The sequence below is a fragment of the Mesorhizobium calcicola genome (assembly GCF_042682105.1).
Classification (GTDB): Bacteria; Pseudomonadota; Alphaproteobacteria; order Rhizobiales; family Rhizobiaceae; genus Mesorhizobium; species Mesorhizobium calcicola.
This window is the reverse complement of sequence record NZ_JBHUGY010000016.1, coordinates 23812-39287: the sequence shown is the minus strand read 5'-3', so window position 1 is coordinate 39287 and position 15476 is coordinate 23812. Positions and strand designations below refer to the sequence as shown.

The window sequence follows — 15476 nt, the reverse complement described above, 5'->3', positions numbered from 1 at the left end:
CGATTAAGGGAAAACCGCTCTAGCCAAGCGAACTGATCAACCCGTCGGCAGCGGTCTCGCTTCTTTCCTGCTGCTCCCGTCTGGAGGGGCCGGCAAGCCCCATTAGCAGGCCGAGCATATGGCTGCCGAGCAGCCGATCGATGAATTGGACGGCGAGTTCGCGTCGGCGCTCCGCACTGAGCGCGCTGGTTTCCTGCTTAAGTCCGAGCGTGAACGCAAGCATGCCTTCGAGATTGCCCACGAGGCTGGTATGCGCCATCCCTGCCAAACCGGGAAAGCGTGTGGCCTCGGCGATAACAGTGCGCATGAGGGCTATGGTGTCTGGGTCCGTCAAACGGGTCTGCGCTGTCATCCCCGCCCAGATCAAGACGTCTCTTAGCGGCTTCTCCAGAAGGGCCGCCCACTCTGCCTGCTCGGCTTCGTCGTCGGGATCGCAGGCATTGGAGATGACGGCCGAGAACAGCTCGTCCTTGCTCTCTGCATGCCGGTAGAGAGTCATGATCGAGACGTTCGCCGTCTTGGCGATGCTTTCCATGCTCGTCCCCTCGTAGCCAGTGTCGAGGAATGATGCCTTTGCGGCCGCGAGGATGTCGGCACGCTTGCTCGCCATCAACTTCGCTTTGGGATGGTCGGGAGCCCAGGATTTCATGCGGCTTGACTCCGATACGATAGTCAATCATATCATTTGAACGATACTGAACCTTATCGTATCTCTGCGTCAAAATACACGAAGGTGCCGACATATGAAAGCTGCCCGTCTCAAAGCGTATGGGGACATTGATCAGTTCGTCATCGATGACGTTCCTATGCCCAAACCGGAAGCCGGCGAGGTGCTGATCAAGATCGAAGCCTCCGCGGTCAATCATTTCGACCTGATTATCCGCCAAGGCTACATGGCCCAATACATCCCTTTGGAACTTCCCGCGGTGTTGGGCGGTGATGCTGCCGGTACCGTTGTCGAGGTCGGCGCGGGCGTGACCGGAATCGTGATCGGCGATCGGGTGATTGCCGACTTCGCGGCGAACGGCAGGGGTGCCCATGCCGAATACGGAGTTGTTCCTGTTACGGCTGCCGCCAAACTTCCTGCCAATCTCACATTCGAACAAGGTGCTGCTCTACCGAAAGCCGGTCTCACTGGACGACAATCCGTGGATGCTCTTGGCGTCACGGCGGGCGACCGCGTCCTGATTTCGGGAGGCATCGGCGCGGTCGGGCGCGCCGCAATCCAATATCTCCAGGAGATTGGGGCAAAGCCGGTGGCCGGTGTCCGTCCCGATCAGCTCGAAGAGGCGCGCCAACTGGCTGGCGAGGCGCTCGATATCACCCAGCCGCCGACTGCCGCGACATTCGACTATGCGATCAGCACCACAGCACCCGCCGCGAGCAATCTCATCAAGCATGTGCGAAACGGTGGTCAGGTTGCCAGCATCGTTCCGGTGCCGGAAGACGGCAACGTTCGCGATCGCGTGACAATCTATGAACTCTACCATCGCGCGGACGCGGCTACGCTGGCCGCAGTGGCTGACGCCGCGTCCCGCGGTCTATTGACCATCCCGGTCGCAAAGACCTTCCCCCTGGATCAAATCGGCGCCGCACAGAACGCCGTCGCCGCTGGCGCCGGGGGCAAAGTCGTGCTGAACCATTGAACGTCCATAGCGTGGTGTCCAGCCACACAGAGCGATGTTTCTGCTGAACCTCCAAATCAGGTCATAGCCGCCATGTCTGTTTCTCAAGCTCACACTGCCTCTCGCTCGTCCTCTCGTCCGTGGCACATCGGGCTGTGGGTCGCCCAGATCGCACTCTTCATCCTGTTCGGCATGCCGGGCATCATGAAGACATTCATGGATCCGTCGGCTCTTGCGCCGATGGGTATTGCCTGGGCAACCGACGTCCCAATCTGGTTGCTGCGCTTCATCGGACTATGCGAGCTGGCCGGCGCACTCGGCATGATTCTTCCGGCGGCGACGCGCATCCTGCCGTTCCTGACGCCCCTGGCCGCGCTCGGATTTGTCACCATTCAAGTGCTGGCCGTAGGCTTCCATGCATTTCGAGGCGAAACCGCTCACACCCTGCCGATGAACATCATCTTCCTGGCGCTATCGCTGTTCGTCCTTTGGGGCCGCACGCGCAAGGCACCGATTGCCAGCCGCTGATGCAGCGGTTCCCACATCTTCCGGCGCATGCACACTTCAGCATGCGCCTGCCTGAGTGAACAGACAGCACACCCCTTCAAGGCCGCTCTCAAGCTAGCGTCGAAAAGGGCTAGTCACCGCCCGGACCGGTCGCCGGCGCGCCGAGCGCTTTCCACACGCGTTCTCGGGTGTCCAGCGGCAGCGTTCGGCCTGGCACGCGCGCTCATGCTGCAGCCGGCTTCCCCGTTACCCTGATGTCCCATAGGAGATGAATCTTTAGTGCGAATGGCTTGGCAGATTCACGAGAAATGACTCGCGACCGGGATAGGCTCACCTATGCGGGCTACCTGGAGATTTCAGAGCCTTGATTTCTCCGGCGGAAGGGCAGGGCGGGGTCGTGAAGCGAGATCCTTGGCCTCGGCCTCGCCGATACCGGTCATGCAGAGGAGCCGGACGACCGTCTCGTCTATGAGCGACGGTGGCAGGTGCTCTTTCGTGATGGCGAGGCTGACGCCGACGATAGCGTAGGACGCCATTTGCCAAGTGAGTCTGGCATCGACCACCTTGAAGCGACCCGCCTGCGTGGCATTTTCCAGATCCCGGATCGCGAAGGGACCCATGCAACGGAACATGGCGTCGGCAATCACTTCAGGGCGGTTGAGGAGCTGCTTCCAGCGCATGTCGCCCGTCGCGTGGTCAATCACGGTCCGGATGCCAAATGCGTAGACCTGCGCGGGATCGGCGAAGGTGTTGGTGACCTCCTCAATTCGCAGTGCCAGATTATGCATCACGCGCTCCATTACTGAAACGGCGAGATCATCCTTGGATTTGAAATAGCTGTAGACCGTTCCCGCGCCTACGTCCGCGAGGTCGGCGATCTCCTGCATCGTGGCGGAATCAATGCCCTTCTGGGAAATTACCGTATAGCCGGCCTGCACCAAGGCTTCCCGGTTTCGTTCCTGCCTGAGAGCGACTCTGCTCTTGGTCGACGCTTTCGAAACCTGCAATGGATTTGCTCCCATTCCTGCGGGTGTGCATGCCGTACGATGCCGACAAAAGTCAAGTTCGGACTCGGAGAACGCGAAGATAAGTCATTTACGGCTACAGATCGATATTGACAATCATTCAAACTCGAATACCATTCATTTTCGTTGGGTGGATAGAAACTCCGGGAGGGTAGCCATGAACGCTCATGCGCTCGCACGCGTCGAGGAATCGAACGTCAAGGCCATTGCCGAGAGCTTGATCCCGTTGCTCTCGTCACGAGCCTTCGAGACCGAGAAAGACCGCAAAGTACCGGCGGAGAACATCAAGCTGTTGCATGAGAGCGGGCTGCTTGGCGTGTTCCGTGCCAAGAAATGGGGCGGGTCCGAGTTGTCCATGCGCGCCCATGTCGATGCGGTGTCTACAATTGCCAGGGGATGTGGCGCTACGGCCTGGGTACTCGGCGTCTATCATGCCCACGACTACATCATCGGGCATATGAACGAGAGGGTACAGGAGGAAATCTACTCGACCAGCGATATCAACGCCGTGGCCGCCGTCATTGGGCCACGAGGCAAGGCGGTCCGACAAGCCGATGGCTCCTATGTGTTGAATGGATTCTGGCCGTTCGCCTCCGGCAATGCTGCGGCGCGTTGGCTGCTGCTCGGCGCAGAAGTGTTCGACGAGGCCGGCAACAAGCTGGACGAGGGCGATCTCGCGGTGCCGACAGGCGACGCTGAGCAAATCGACGACTGGCATGTGGCCGGGCTCCAGGGCACTGGCTCCAACTCGGTGAAATGCACGAATGTCGCGGTTCCTGCCCATCGTTTCGTGTCGCTGCCCGCGATCCTGGAAAATCAAACGCCTGTCTTCGCAAGCCACGACGCGCCTGCGATTTACAGATGTCAGGGCGGTCCGGCCCTCGGCATGTTCATTGCCACTTCGGCGCTTGGCGGTGCGCGGCGCGCGCTCGAAGAGTTCCGCAAGCTCGTGCCAGGCAAGAAGGTAATGTATACCTCTCACATTTCGCATGAATGGACGGCCTTGCAGATTGAATTGGGCGAGGCCGCGGCGATGATCCATCAGGCGGAGTTAGTCTTCTACCGATGTGCCGACGACGTGGACGAGTATGCTCGTCGCGGTGAAAAGATGCCGATGGAAATGCGCGGCCGCATCCGCATGGATATCACTGTTGTTCCGCGCCTCTGCCGCGATGCGGTGCAGAAACTTCTTACAATCGGTGGCGCTGCCGGCCTGTCGCTGAAGAGCCCGATCCAGCTCAATTTCCGCAATTTGCAGGCCACATCGATGCACGGCTTTCTGCTGCACAACGCCGGCGCGGAAATCTATGGCCGAGTGCTCCTTGGCGTGGATCCCGGCACTGGTGTGATTTGAGGTATTAGTCATGGTTGCGAGGACCTCGACCTTCCCATCGGTTCCGGCGGCTGAATATGTCACGTCGGTGGCGCAACACGTCTCCTCGGTATGCGTGATCACCACGGGTCTTGACGGCGAACGGTTTGGCATGACGGCTACAGCCGTGTCCTCGGTCTCGGCAGAGCCGCCTCGGCTACTGGTCTGCGTGAACAAGAGCGGCATCACACATGAGAAGATCCTGGAGGCCGGCAGCTTCTGCGTCAACGTATTGGCCGAGGAGCAGGACAAGCTGGCCCTGGTATTCGCGGGGGTCGGCGGCAACCGGCAGGATCGCTTCTCGGTGGGCGAATGGATAACGCTCAAGACCGGCGCTCCCGCTCTGATCGGGGCGGCCGCTGTGTTCGACTGCCTCGTCGGGGGGACGTCCGACCAGTCCACGCATACCGTGTTTTTCGGGGATGTGGTCGCAACGGCTGATCGCAGGGGCGCAGATACCCTGCTCTACGGCGGGCGCCGTTTCAGGCAATTGCGCAAGGTCTTTGCCGGCGTAGATGTTGGTGAAAACGAATTTCTCTGAATGCTGTCGGCGGCGGTCGAAAGGCTCCGCGGGAGAGGATCTGATGACGCGATACTTTACGGAGGAAAATTCGACCGAAGCCGTCAATGCGCGCATGGGCGAGAGCGCCGATCCGCGGCTGGTAGAAGTGATGACGTGCCTGGTCAAGCACCTGCACGCCTTCGCCAAGGAAATCCATCTGACCCAGGAAGAGTGGGACTTCGGCATCGACTTTCTCACCCGGACCGGCCAGATCTGCAGCGCCGAGCGGCAGGAGTTCATCCTGCTCTCCGACGTACTTGGCTTCTCCATGCTGGTGGACGCGATCAACAACCGGCGGCCGACTGGTGCCACCGAAAACACTGTGTTGGGGCCATTCCACGTCGACAATCCGCCAGTCCGGAAGATGGGCGAGAATATCTGTCTGGACGGCAAGGGCGATAGTTGCCTGTTCGAGGGCAGGGTGCTGGACCTCAGCGGCAACCCAGTCAATGACGCCCGCGTGGACGTGTGGTCGGACAATGCCGACGGCTTCTACGATGTGCAGCAACTAGGCATTCAGCCGAAGTGGAACAATCGCGGCCTGTTCGTCACCGGCGAGGATGGCAGATATGCCTTTGTCGGTATCAAGCCCGTTTCCTATCCGATTCCGGACGATGGTCCTGTCGGCAAGATGCTCGGGAAACTTCATCGCCATCCCTACCGCCCTGCCCACATGCACTACGTGGTGACGGCGCCCGGATACCAAAAACTTGTGACCCACATCTTCGTTAGAGACGATCCCTATCTCGAATCCGATGCCGTATTCGGGGTCAGGAAATCGCTGATTGCGTCGTTCGAGCTTGTCAAGGACGGCGAGACGCAATGGCATTCGCCCTTCGATTTCGTGCTCACGCCAATCTCAGCCTGATCGGATTGGAGGGTTAATTCATGCCGTTGGTAAAGATTCATGTCGAGAACGACCTCTGGCAAGATAGGAAGGATGAATTGGTCGCAGTGCTCGAGCCGATACGGTCGATGCTCTGCAAGACCTTCAAGGTCGACACGTCGCTCTGTCAATTGGCCATCATCCCCACCTGGGGCGTCGACGATCAAGCACCCGTTGCAGCGGAGATCCAGATACTTCCGAAACCTGACAGGACGCGCGAGGTCATACTTGGCGCTTGCGAACGGTTACGCGAGGCGCTTTCGCAAGCGGCAGGCGCGCGCGCGGTCATTCGTTCGACCCAACTCAATCCGGAAACCTATCTGGCACTGAAGTAGCGCCGGGATAGGTAACCAGGAACGCGAGGATAGCAGTGGATTCAAGACATACCCTTGCTCAGGGATGCGCCCCTTTGAGCATAGGCAAGACAGCAGATTTCTAACCGACGGGACGCCGTCGTGACAATTGCGAAATGCATAGACCGCGCAGGAGAAGTGGGCGCGGGTTCGTCGGAAACAAGGCAACCGGGAGGGTCTTCATGTCCAAGCTCAACATCATGAATCGCAGAGAGTTGCTCAAGGGTGCAGGGACCCTACTTGCCGCGCCAGCCATTCTACGCGTGACCCGCGCTTCCGCGCAGGACGCCGTGTTCAAGATCGGCTACGTGTCGCCCAACACCGGCCCGATTGCCGGTTTCGGCGAGGCGGACGCGTTCATTCTGGGCGGCGTGAGGAAGGCCTTCGCTGGGTTGACCAACAATGGCAAACCCGTAGCGGTCGAGATCATCGCCAAGGACTCGCAATCGAGCTCGAACCGTGCCGCGGAAGTCGCCACCGAGCTGATCGAACGGGATGGCGTCAACATGCTGCTGGCCTCGGCGGCGCCGGACACCGCCAATCCCGTCGCCGATCAGGCGGAACTCAACGAAATTCCTTGCATCACCTCGATTTCGCCCTGGCAACCCTACTTCTTCGGTCGCAACGGTGACCCTGCGACCGGCTTCAAATGGACCTATCACTTTTTCTGGGGCCTCGAGGACGTGATCGCCAATTTCCTGGCCTTGTGGGATCAGTCGGGCGCCACCAAGAAAATCGGTGGCCTGTTCCCCAACGACGCCGACGGCAATGCCTGGGGGGATCCCAAGCTCGGCCTGCCGACGCCGCTCGCCAAGGCCGGATATTCGCTCATCGATCTGGGCCGCTACCAGGTCATGAACAATGATTTCTCCTCGCAGATCGCCGCCTTCAAGGAAGCCGGCTGCGAAATCGTGACCGGCAACATGATCCCGCCGGACTTTGCGACTTTCTGGTCGCAGGCCGGTCAGCAGGGTTTCAAGCCCAAGGTCGTGACGATCGGCAAAGCGCTGCTCTTCCCATCGGTCATCGAATCGCTCGGTGCTCGCGGTGACGGGCTGACATCGGAAATCTGGTGGTCGCCGAGCCATCCTTTCACGTCGAGCCTCACAGGCGATAGCTCGAAGGCGATCGCCGACGACTATACCGCTGTAACGGGCAAACAATGGACACAGCCGATCGGCTTCAATCATGCCTTGTTCGAAGTCGCAGCGGATGTCATTAAGCGCACTGCCGACCTCAGCGACCCGCAATCGGTGGTCGATGCGGTTGCGGCCACCGATATGCAGAGCTTAGTGGGCCCGATTTCGTGGAAGGGCGGGCCGCTCAACCCGGTCAAGAACGTCGTGCGCACGCCTCTCGTCGGCGGCCAATGGCAGAAGAATGGCGACCACTTCGAGCTCGTCATAACCAACAACAGCCAATATCCGTCGATTCCCGTCGGCGGTAAGCTGAAGCTCCTGTCATGAAGAAAGAGGAAGGTGGGATACGCCGCCCACGGCATCATAACCATGCTGCTCCTTGACTCTCTAAGCAAACGTTACGGTGCGCTCGTTGTAACGGACAGCTTCTCGTTCGAGGTCGCACAAGGTGAGTTCGTCGGAATCCTCGGCCCCAATGGGGCGGGGAAGACGACCCTGTTCAATCTGATCGCAGGTACCGTGAAGCCAGATACCGGCACGATCACTTTCCAAAGTCGCGATATCACCCGCGAAGGGGCGGCCGCACGTTGTCGCTCGGGTATTTCCCGTTCATTCCAAATTCCACATCCCTTTGTCGGCATGACCGTGTTCGAGAATGTGCTTGTCGGCGCGACCTTCGGGCGAAAGGCGGAGGGCTCTGTGGACTACGCCATGCAGGCTTTGGAGCTGTCGGGGCTGTCGAAGAAGGCAAACCAACTCGCGGGTTCCTTGCCGCTGCTCGGCCGCAAGCGGCTCGAGCTTGCGCGAGCACTTGCGACCGAACCGCGGCTGCTGCTGCTCGACGAAATCGCCGGAGGCCTGACAGAGAGTGAGTGCCACGAATTGCTTGACGTGCTGCGCCAAGTCCATGCCTCGGGTGTCACGATCGTGTGGATCGAACATGTGGTGCGCGCGCTGCTGTCAGTCGCCCAGCGACTGGTTGTCGTGAATTTTGGCAAGAAGATCGCCGACGGCGCTCCGGATAAAGTGATGGACAGTAGCGAAGTGAAGTCCGTCTACCTTGGAGAGGACGCGCTTGTCTGAACCGCTGCTTTCCGTCGAAGGGCTCGATGCCTTCCATGGCGATGCGCAGGCTCTGACCAGCCTCGACCTCACTTTGGCCAGGGGGGAGCTGCTCGCCCTCATCGGTGCGAACGGAGCGGGAAAGAGCACTCTTCTCAAATGCGTCGCCGGTTTGGTGAAGAACCGGCGAGGGGCCATTCGCTTCAAGGGCGAAGATCTGCTGCGCATCCCGGCATTCGAGATCGTGGCGAAAGGAATTGCATTGGTGCCGGAAGGCCGCCGCCTGTTTCCTTCGCTCAGCGTTGAAGAAAACCTCCTTATAGGCGGCAAGGTTGGACGGCCAGGTCTTTGGACGACCGCCGCTGTGTACGAACTCTTCCCGGTTCTCCGGGACAAGCGCCATGCACCCTCGACCTCACTGTCAGGGGGCCAGCAGCAGATGCTGGCGATCGGCCGCGGGCTGATGTCGAATCCCGATATTCTGCTTCTCGATGAACTTAGCCTCGGGCTGGCGCCAGTGGTCATCAAGCAGATCTACGAATTGCTGCCAAAAGTCGTGGGCAATGGTCTTTCCGTGATCCTCGTCGAGCAAGACGTGAAGCGGGCGCTTAGCGTCGCCGACCGCTTCATGTGCATGCTGGAAGGCAAGGTTTCGCTGGAGGGCAAGCCGGACGCCTTCACCGGCGAACAAATCACCAGCGCCTATTTCGGAACCTGACCCCATGGGATGGATCAACATCGTCATTCAGGGCATGTTGGTGGGCGGGCTCTATGCGCTCTTTGCCACGGGCCTGTCGCTGATTTTTGGCGTCATGCGCCTGGTCAACATCGCCCATGGCGATCTGATCATCGGCGCCGCCTATCTTGCCTACACGGTCATTCAGTTGACTGGACTGCATCCGCTGGCGAGCCTTGTCGTCGTGGTACCGGCGGCTGCGGCCTTCGGCTACGGCCTGCAACTCGGCATACTGAACAGGACCCTCGACAAGGATATTCTTCCGCCGCTGCTGGTCACCTTCGGCCTGTCCGTCATCATTCAAAACGCTCTCTTGGAAATCTATAGCGCTGACAGCCGAAAACTGAATGCGGGCTCTCTCGAGATCGGGAGCTTTAGCCTCGTTCCAGGGATAGACATCGGCTATTTTCCGCTGCTCACCTTCCTCAGCGCCATTGCCGTGGTCTGGGCACTGCAAGTCCTCTTGTTCCACAGCCCGGCGGGGCGGGCTTTTCGCGCCGTGTCAGATGATCCGGAGGTCTCCCAGCTCATGGGCTGCGACAACCGGCGCGTCTATGCCTGGGCGATGGCACTCTCTATGGCCGTGGTCGCCATGGCGGGCGTGTTTCTCGCGGTCCGCGCCAATTTCGACCCTTTCATGGGGCCTAGCCGACTGATCTTCGGGTTCGAAGCGGTCATCATCGGCGGCCTCGGCAATCTCTGGGGCACGCTCGCCGGCGGGATCATCCTTGGCGTCGCCCAGGCAGTCGGGGCGCAGATCGACCCCGGCTGGCAGGTACTGGCTGGTCATCTCGTCTTCCTCGTCATCCTAGCCGTCAGGCCGCAAGGCCTTTTCCCCAGAGGGGTTACATGAGCACGCACCATGTCACCCGCTCCACGATGCTCAGCCGTTTTGCGCTCGTCACTGCCATTGCTCTTGTCGTCTTGCTCGCGGCTGCACCCGCATGGGCATCGACGGCCACGCTGCGCCTCATTGGCGAGGTCATGATCTATCTGGCGCTCGCCAGCCTTTGGAATCTGCTCGCCGGTTATACGGGTCTCGTCTCGGTGGGCCAGCAGGCTTATGTCGGCTTCGGCGGCTACATGCTGTTCACGCTTGCCATCCATGCCGGGATGCATCCGCTCGCCGCGATCCCGGCGGCGGGCATCGCCGCGGCACTCGTCTCCATTCCGGTCGCCAAGCTCGTGTTCCGGCTCAACGGCGCCTATTTCGCGATCGGAACATGGGTGGTGGCGGAGGTTTTCCGCCTCGTCTTCGCCCAGATGTCCTCCCTCGGGGGAGGGTCAGGGTCGAGCCTGCCGATCACTATCATGAAGGAGATGGCCGGTTCGAAAGCGATGAGAGAGTCACTTATCTACTGGGCCGCATTGATGCTCGGCGTCGGTTCGGTGGCATTCGTCTATATGCTCCTACGCTCGCGGATCGGCCTGGCGCTGACAGCCATCCGTGACAGCGAGACGGCGTCCTTGAGCCTGGGCATCGCCATTCCTCGGATCAAGCTTGCCGTCTATGTCTGCGTTTCCGCCGCGACCGCCATGGTCGGATCGCTGATCTTCTTGCAGAAGCTCCGCATCGCGCCCGATGCCGCCTTCAGCGTTAACGACTGGACGGTGCTTGTGATCTTCATGGTGGTAATCGGCGGTATCGGCACGATCGAGGGGCCGATTATCGGCACCATCCTCTTTTTTATCCTGCGCGAGTTCCTTGCCGACCTCGGCTCCATTTATCTTATGATCCTCGGCGTGCTCGCCATCGTCATTATGGTCATCTCTCCGAAGGGAATCTGGGGCCTGGTATCCGATCGTCTCGGCATATCGCTGCTTCCTGTCGGCTATCGCGTTGAAACCAGAGAGGACTTGCGATGAAGCCGTTCGTTCATGTGCCGCTGCCCACACGAGTGATCTTCGGACGTGGGCGAATTGCTGAAGCGGCAACGGAGGCCAGGCGCCTCGGCATGGCGCGGCCGATGGTTGTCGCCACACCACATCAGGCGGCCTCGTGCGAGGAGCTGGCGCGAGCCGTCGGCGGCACAGCGTATCCCTATGCCGTGATGCACACGCCCGTTGATGTCACAGAGAAGGCCGTCGCCTTTGTCTTGGAAAATGGTATCGACGGCATAGTCTCTTTGGGCGGCGGGTCGTCCACCGGGCTCGGCAAAGCCATAGCGCTCAGGACCGATTTCAATCAACTCGTTATTCCGACCAGCTACGCCGGATCGGAAATGACCGACATTCTCGGCGAGACTGAAGGTGGCCTGAAAACCACCAGACGCGACGCACGCATCCAGCCAGAGGCCGTCATCTACGACCCCGATCTGCTGACGACGCTGCCCGATGCCTTTGCAATGACGAGCGGACTGAATGCCATCGCCCATGCGGTCGAGGGACTCTTCGCTACAGACGGAAATCCGATCGTCTCGCTGATGGCGGAGGAAGGCATTCGCGCGCTGGCTGCGGCCTTGCCGAAGGGCCACGCCGGCCATGACGATGCGCTCTATGGCGCATGGCTGTGCGGATCAGTGCTCGGCAGTGCCGCGATGGCGCTCCACCACAAGCTCTGCCACGTGCTCGCAGGCTCATTCAATCTGCCGCACGCCGAAACCCATGCGATCGTGCTACCGCATGCGACCGCCTACAACGCCACGTCAGCACCCGAGGCCATGGGGCGGATCGCGCGCGCTCTCGGGGTGAAAGACGCCGTTGATGGGCTTCATAGTCTGTCCAAAGCGATCGGTGCGCCAGTCGCCCTTAAAAATATTGGCATGCCGGAGGACGGGCTGGACAAGGCCGCAGATATCGCCGTTTCGAGCCCCTATCCGAACCCTCGCCCTCTCGAGCGCGCGGCAATCCGCACTCTGCTCCACAACGCCTATCATGGCCTGCCGGCCGATCGCGGCTGATTGTCAACGTGGGACGGGCTTCGCGGTCTCGACCAAGGAAGATACGCCGATCGTCCTCAACCTTATGGTAAAATGACGTGATCCCGGCAGGCCCCTCATCGAAAATGCGATGGCATGCCGGCGTGAGATTGCCTGCTGTAGCAGGCGGCCGGCTTCCGATTAGCGGTCCCATCCCATGCGAGTGCAAGTTGGCATTTGAATGCTTCCGGGTGCCCTTGACTTGGAATCACCAGCTGCGCTTACCGAAGATGCGCTCGATCCCGGCCTGTAAATGGGCAGCCATCCTTCTGCGGCCAAGGCCGGATCGCCAGCCTCGATTGCCGCGAGACCGGTAATTTCTCTGGGGTCGAATACGGGTTGTTTGGCCCAAGCAGTCCATCACCGTCGCTTCTTCAAGGAGGCAGCGATGGCAGTGGAATGGACGATCACGATCGAGGGCAGGAACGAATTTGGCGACACCTGCCGGAAGGAGGTCCGCATCGACAAGAGCTGGAAGGGCTTGTTCGACGGCGATATCGGCTTCTCGATCGACGATGGAAAGAAAATCATGGCGGCCCTGCAGAGCGCGGTCGTCAGCCACGAGGCGGAGACCTACTCGCTCTTTCGCCGCGTCTGCCCGGATTGCCACACGTTCCGGCCGGTCAAGGGCTATACGACGCGCAAAATCCGGACTGTCTTCGGCACGGTGGAGGTTCGCAATCCCCGTTGGATGCTCTGCCGGAAGTGCCATCCTGGCATGGTCGCTGCCTTCGCACCACTCAACGAGATCTGCCCTGATCGAGCCACGCCTGAACTGATTGAACTGACGGCGCGATTGGGAAGCATGATGCCGTATCGGCAGGCAGCGAAGGTGCTTGGCGAATTTCTGCCCATTGAACCCACCGAGACGTACGTGACCGTGCGCAAGCGGACCATCAGGATCGGTGAACGGCTCGATGAACAGATCGCGAAGGAAGAAAGGCGCGCGCGAGCTCAAAGGCACGATCGAAGCCAGCTTGAAATGCAGCTTCCCGGCGACCGACGCAAAGAGTTCGTCATCAGCATCGATACGGCACATGTTCGCAGCGCCGATCCCAATTCCGCGCGAAACTTCGAGCTCGTTGTAGCTCGATGCGGCCGCGGCGGTCGGGGTGATGTCGGTGGCCGCTACCTCGTGACCAGCAACACCGACCAGGCTGCAATCCGGGATCGAGCCCTCCACGCACTTCAGCAAGAAGGCTATTGCGGCTTTGGCAACGTCACCGTGATCTCGGACGGCGCCGAAATCCTGAAGCGGCTGCCCCGCGCCATGCCGAAGCCGACAGCCCACATCATCGACTGGTTCCACATTGCCATGAAGATCCAGCCCATGCAGCAGATCGCCGATCACATCGTTCCCAGTCCGACCCTTTTGAAGTGCTTCCAACCATCGACAGGGACATCAAAGCCGTGAAGTGGCGTCTCTGGCACGGGCGGGTCGATGGCGCGATCCGCGACCTGGAGCAACTCCTGGCGAGACTGAAAGACTCGCAAAGGGACGGCGAGTTCTCGATCGCACGGCCTTATAGCCTCGCCTCGCAGCTCCTGATCGCGGCGCGATCGTCAACTATGGAAAGCGCTATCGGGCTGGGCTTCGCGTTGCCTCCGCTCTGGCCGAGTCGGCGGTGAATTCACTCGTCGGCAAGCGGATGGTCAAAAAGCAGCAGATGCGCAGGTCCTCCTACGGGGCCCACATGCTCATGCAAGTCCGGACGGCGGAGATCAATTGCGAACTTCGCGATCGGCTGGGCTTGAATAATGGGCGCACGTTTGGCTCTGGCTGTCGGAAGGGTGCCCGCAGTATCCCCAGAGAAATTACCGGTCTCATTTTCTGGAGAAGTCGCCTCAATCTCACATTTAAGATGCTATGGGGCTGGCGGCGAAGGTGGCACTTTCGGCGCTTCCAACCAACCCGATGGAGAGCCCCATGCCGCAATCAAACGATCTGAGCCGGTCCGTCGCCACCCTGAATCAGGATAGCACACTCGTTGTCGTCATCGAGATGAGTCAATCGAGTTGGCTTGTCGCGGGAATGCTGCCGGGCGTCGAACGACACCACCTGAAGAAGCTGGCGCCCGATGAGGATGGGTTGCTGCGGCTCCTGCATCGCTGGCGCGAGGAAGCGGCCCAGGCGGAGCGCGAGATCGAACGCATCGTTGTCGCCTTCGAGGCGGGGCGTGACGGTTTTTGGCTGGCGCGCTGGCTCAGGTCGCGCGGCATCGAAGCCTATGTCATGCATCCATCGAGCGTCGCCGTGTCACGTGAGCACCGGCGTGCGAAGACTGATCGCCTCGACACGGAGTTGCTGATGCGCGCCTTCCTCGGCTGGCTGCGCGGAGAAAAGCGCCACTGCAGCATGGCGGCTATTCCGACCATCGAAGAGGAAGACGCCAAGCGGCCGAACCGCGAGCGGGAAAAGCTGGTCTGCGATCGCACGCGCATCGTCAACCGCATGAAGGCGGCGCTCGCGCGCCTGGGAATTCGTGGGTTCAATCCGACGTTGCGCAAGGCGGAGGAGAAGCTTGCTGCGTTGCGCACGGCGGAAGGCTCCCCTCTCCCTGAAAATACCCAGGCTGAGTTTCGCCGCGACATGGCCCGGCTGCGTCTGGTGCGCGAACAGATCAAGGCCATCGAGCAGGAACGCCTGCGCAAGCTGGAGACGGCCTCGGCCGTCGAGAAGGGACCTCACGCGATGGTTCGCCTGATCTCGAGCGTCATCGGCGTCGGCGTCGAAACCGCGGATATGCTCGTCAACGAGATTCTGTCACGCCGTCTCCGGGATCGAAAGGCGGTCGCCCGCTATGCCGGCCTCACCGGCTCTCCGGATGAGAGCGGCGCGCGACGGCGCGAGAGAGGCCTCGCAAGAGCCGGCAATGCCCGGGTACGGCGCGGGATGATCCAACTGGCCTGGCGCTTTCTCCGGTTCCAGAAGGATAGCGCTTTGGCGCAGTGGTTTCGGAAGCGCACCGAGGATGGTCGGGGCGGCACGCGCAAGACCATGATCGTGGCCGTCGCGCGGCGCCTGCTCATCGCGCTCTGGCGCATGGCCACCATGGGCGAGATCCCGCAGGGCGTCGCAGTGCGGTCCGCTGGATAACGAAGAAGAGGATCAAGCTATCGGGGCCTGACGCGCCAACAGCGCCAGACTCCCAACGATCCGAGGCGGTGGCGAACCGGCACTGCACATGGGCTTTGCACCGTAATTAAGAATGGTCCCGCCGCCCCGGAGCCTTGCTCGCGATGCGCATTACTGCATCATGGCTGGGTCAAAGCACCCGCCGCATACAAGTA

At 60.6% G+C, this 15476-nt stretch carries 15 protein-coding genes and 1 pseudogene; 14 read left to right on the top strand and 2 right to left on the bottom strand.

Translation table 11 applies throughout. The features are described 5' to 3' along the window. Positions 1-19: 19 nt before the first annotated feature. Positions 20-649, bottom strand: a complete 630-nt coding sequence (locus tag ACFSQT_RS08545; RefSeq protein ID WP_095090230.1) for a TetR/AcrR family transcriptional regulator — start codon at positions 647-649, stop codon at positions 20-22. Positions 650-743: 94 nt separating this feature from the next. Between ACFSQT_RS08545 and ACFSQT_RS08540 the strand changes: the two genes are divergently transcribed. Together ACFSQT_RS08540 and ACFSQT_RS08535 are read left to right on the top strand one after the other, a co-directional pair. Continuing rightward, positions 744-1646, top strand: coding sequence for an NADP-dependent oxidoreductase (locus ACFSQT_RS08540; RefSeq protein WP_095090229.1), 903 nt, complete (start codon positions 744-746; stop codon positions 1644-1646). Between the two features lie 72 nt (positions 1647-1718). After that, a complete protein-coding gene (locus ACFSQT_RS08535; protein ID WP_095090228.1) occupies positions 1719-2153 on the top strand; it encodes a DoxX family protein in 435 nt (144 codons plus the stop codon). A gap of 335 nt (positions 2154-2488) precedes the next feature. Here the strand turns inward: ACFSQT_RS08535 and ACFSQT_RS08530 are convergent, their stop codons facing one another. Further along, the gene (locus ACFSQT_RS08530; protein WP_379018024.1) at positions 2489-3139 is read right to left on the bottom strand and encodes a TetR/AcrR family transcriptional regulator; all 651 of its coding nucleotides are present in this window, start codon (positions 3137-3139) and stop codon (positions 2489-2491) included. A 175-nt stretch (positions 3140-3314) separates the two neighbouring features. Here ACFSQT_RS08530 and ACFSQT_RS08525 point away from each other — a divergent pair, with 175 nt between their 5' ends. The 12 genes and pseudogenes from ACFSQT_RS08525 to ACFSQT_RS08470 all read left to right on the top strand — a co-directional run bounded on the left by ACFSQT_RS08525 (position 3315) and on the right by ACFSQT_RS08470 (position 15282). Further along, on the top strand, positions 3315-4511 hold the full coding sequence (locus ACFSQT_RS08525) for an acyl-CoA dehydrogenase family protein (RefSeq protein ID WP_095090226.1): 1197 nt from the start codon (positions 3315-3317) through the stop codon (positions 4509-4511). A gap of 10 nt (positions 4512-4521) precedes the next feature. Continuing rightward, positions 4522-5070 carry a flavin reductase family protein gene (locus tag ACFSQT_RS08520; protein ID WP_095090225.1) on the top strand — a complete coding sequence of 183 codons (549 nt, stop codon included), beginning with the start codon at positions 4522-4524 and terminating at the stop codon, positions 5068-5070. A 43-nt stretch (positions 5071-5113) separates the two neighbouring features. Continuing rightward, entirely contained in the window at positions 5114-5959 is an 846-nt protein-coding gene (locus tag ACFSQT_RS08515) for an intradiol ring-cleavage dioxygenase (protein WP_095090224.1), read from the top strand. 20 nt (positions 5960-5979) lie between these two features. Then, positions 5980-6312, top strand: coding sequence for a hypothetical protein (locus tag ACFSQT_RS08510; RefSeq protein WP_095090223.1), 333 nt, complete (start codon positions 5980-5982; stop codon positions 6310-6312). Between the two features lie 215 nt (positions 6313-6527). Next, the gene (locus ACFSQT_RS08505) at positions 6528-7796 is read left to right on the top strand and encodes an ABC transporter substrate-binding protein (protein WP_379018107.1); all 1269 of its coding nucleotides are present in this window, start codon (positions 6528-6530) and stop codon (positions 7794-7796) included. 36 nt (positions 7797-7832) lie between these two features. Next, complete coding sequence (locus ACFSQT_RS08500; protein WP_206073819.1) at positions 7833-8552, top strand: ABC transporter ATP-binding protein; 720 nt, start codon at positions 7833-7835, stop codon at positions 8550-8552. After that, positions 8545-9249, top strand: coding sequence for an ABC transporter ATP-binding protein (locus tag ACFSQT_RS08495; RefSeq protein ID WP_206073793.1), 705 nt, complete (start codon positions 8545-8547; stop codon positions 9247-9249). The genes ACFSQT_RS08500 and ACFSQT_RS08495 overlap by 8 nt, the downstream gene beginning before the upstream one ends. A gap of 4 nt (positions 9250-9253) precedes the next feature. Next, on the top strand, positions 9254-10120 hold the full coding sequence (locus ACFSQT_RS08490; protein WP_095090221.1) for a branched-chain amino acid ABC transporter permease: 867 nt from the start codon (positions 9254-9256) through the stop codon (positions 10118-10120). Next, positions 10117-11133 carry a branched-chain amino acid ABC transporter permease gene (locus tag ACFSQT_RS08485; RefSeq protein WP_095090220.1) on the top strand — a complete coding sequence of 339 codons (1017 nt, stop codon included), beginning with the start codon at positions 10117-10119 and terminating at the stop codon, positions 11131-11133. Before ACFSQT_RS08490 ends, ACFSQT_RS08485 begins: the two co-directional genes overlap by 4 nt. Next, positions 11130-12167, top strand: a complete 1038-nt coding sequence (locus ACFSQT_RS08480; protein ID WP_095090219.1) for a maleylacetate reductase — start codon at positions 11130-11132, stop codon at positions 12165-12167. Before ACFSQT_RS08485 ends, ACFSQT_RS08480 begins: the two co-directional genes overlap by 4 nt. 406 nt (positions 12168-12573) lie before the next feature. Next, positions 12574-13933, top strand: a pseudogene (locus tag ACFSQT_RS08475) (ISKra4 family transposase); the annotation flags it as partial. Positions 13934-14112: 179 nt separating this feature from the next. After that, positions 14113-15282, top strand: a complete 1170-nt coding sequence (locus tag ACFSQT_RS08470) for an IS110 family RNA-guided transposase (RefSeq protein WP_095081722.1) — start codon at positions 14113-14115, stop codon at positions 15280-15282. Positions 15283-15476 lie beyond the last annotated feature (194 nt).

Excerpts from the sequence above, each read along its gene's own strand:
- ACFSQT_RS08545 (WP_095090230.1), bottom strand. The coding sequence starts at position 649 with ATGAAATCCTGGGCTCCCGACCATCCCAAAGCGAAGTTGATGGCGAGC.
- ACFSQT_RS08540 (WP_095090229.1), top strand. The coding sequence starts at position 744 with ATGAAAGCTGCCCGTCTCAAAGCGTATGGGGACATTGATCAGTTCGTC.
- ACFSQT_RS08535 (WP_095090228.1), top strand. The coding sequence starts at position 1,719 with ATGTCTGTTTCTCAAGCTCACACTGCCTCTCGCTCGTCCTCTCGTCCG.
- ACFSQT_RS08525 (WP_095090226.1), top strand. The coding sequence starts at position 3,315 with ATGAACGCTCATGCGCTCGCACGCGTCGAGGAATCGAACGTCAAGGCC.
- ACFSQT_RS08520 (WP_095090225.1), top strand. The coding sequence starts at position 4,522 with ATGGTTGCGAGGACCTCGACCTTCCCATCGGTTCCGGCGGCTGAATAT.
- ACFSQT_RS08515 (WP_095090224.1), top strand. The coding sequence starts at position 5,114 with ATGACGCGATACTTTACGGAGGAAAATTCGACCGAAGCCGTCAATGCG.
- ACFSQT_RS08510 (WP_095090223.1), top strand. The coding sequence starts at position 5,980 with ATGCCGTTGGTAAAGATTCATGTCGAGAACGACCTCTGGCAAGATAGG.
- ACFSQT_RS08490 (WP_095090221.1), top strand. The coding sequence starts at position 9,254 with ATGGGATGGATCAACATCGTCATTCAGGGCATGTTGGTGGGCGGGCTC.
- ACFSQT_RS08485 (WP_095090220.1), top strand. The coding sequence starts at position 10,117 with ATGAGCACGCACCATGTCACCCGCTCCACGATGCTCAGCCGTTTTGCG.
- ACFSQT_RS08480 (WP_095090219.1), top strand. The coding sequence starts at position 11,130 with ATGAAGCCGTTCGTTCATGTGCCGCTGCCCACACGAGTGATCTTCGGA.
- ACFSQT_RS08470 (WP_095081722.1), top strand. The coding sequence starts at position 14,113 with ATGCCGCAATCAAACGATCTGAGCCGGTCCGTCGCCACCCTGAATCAG.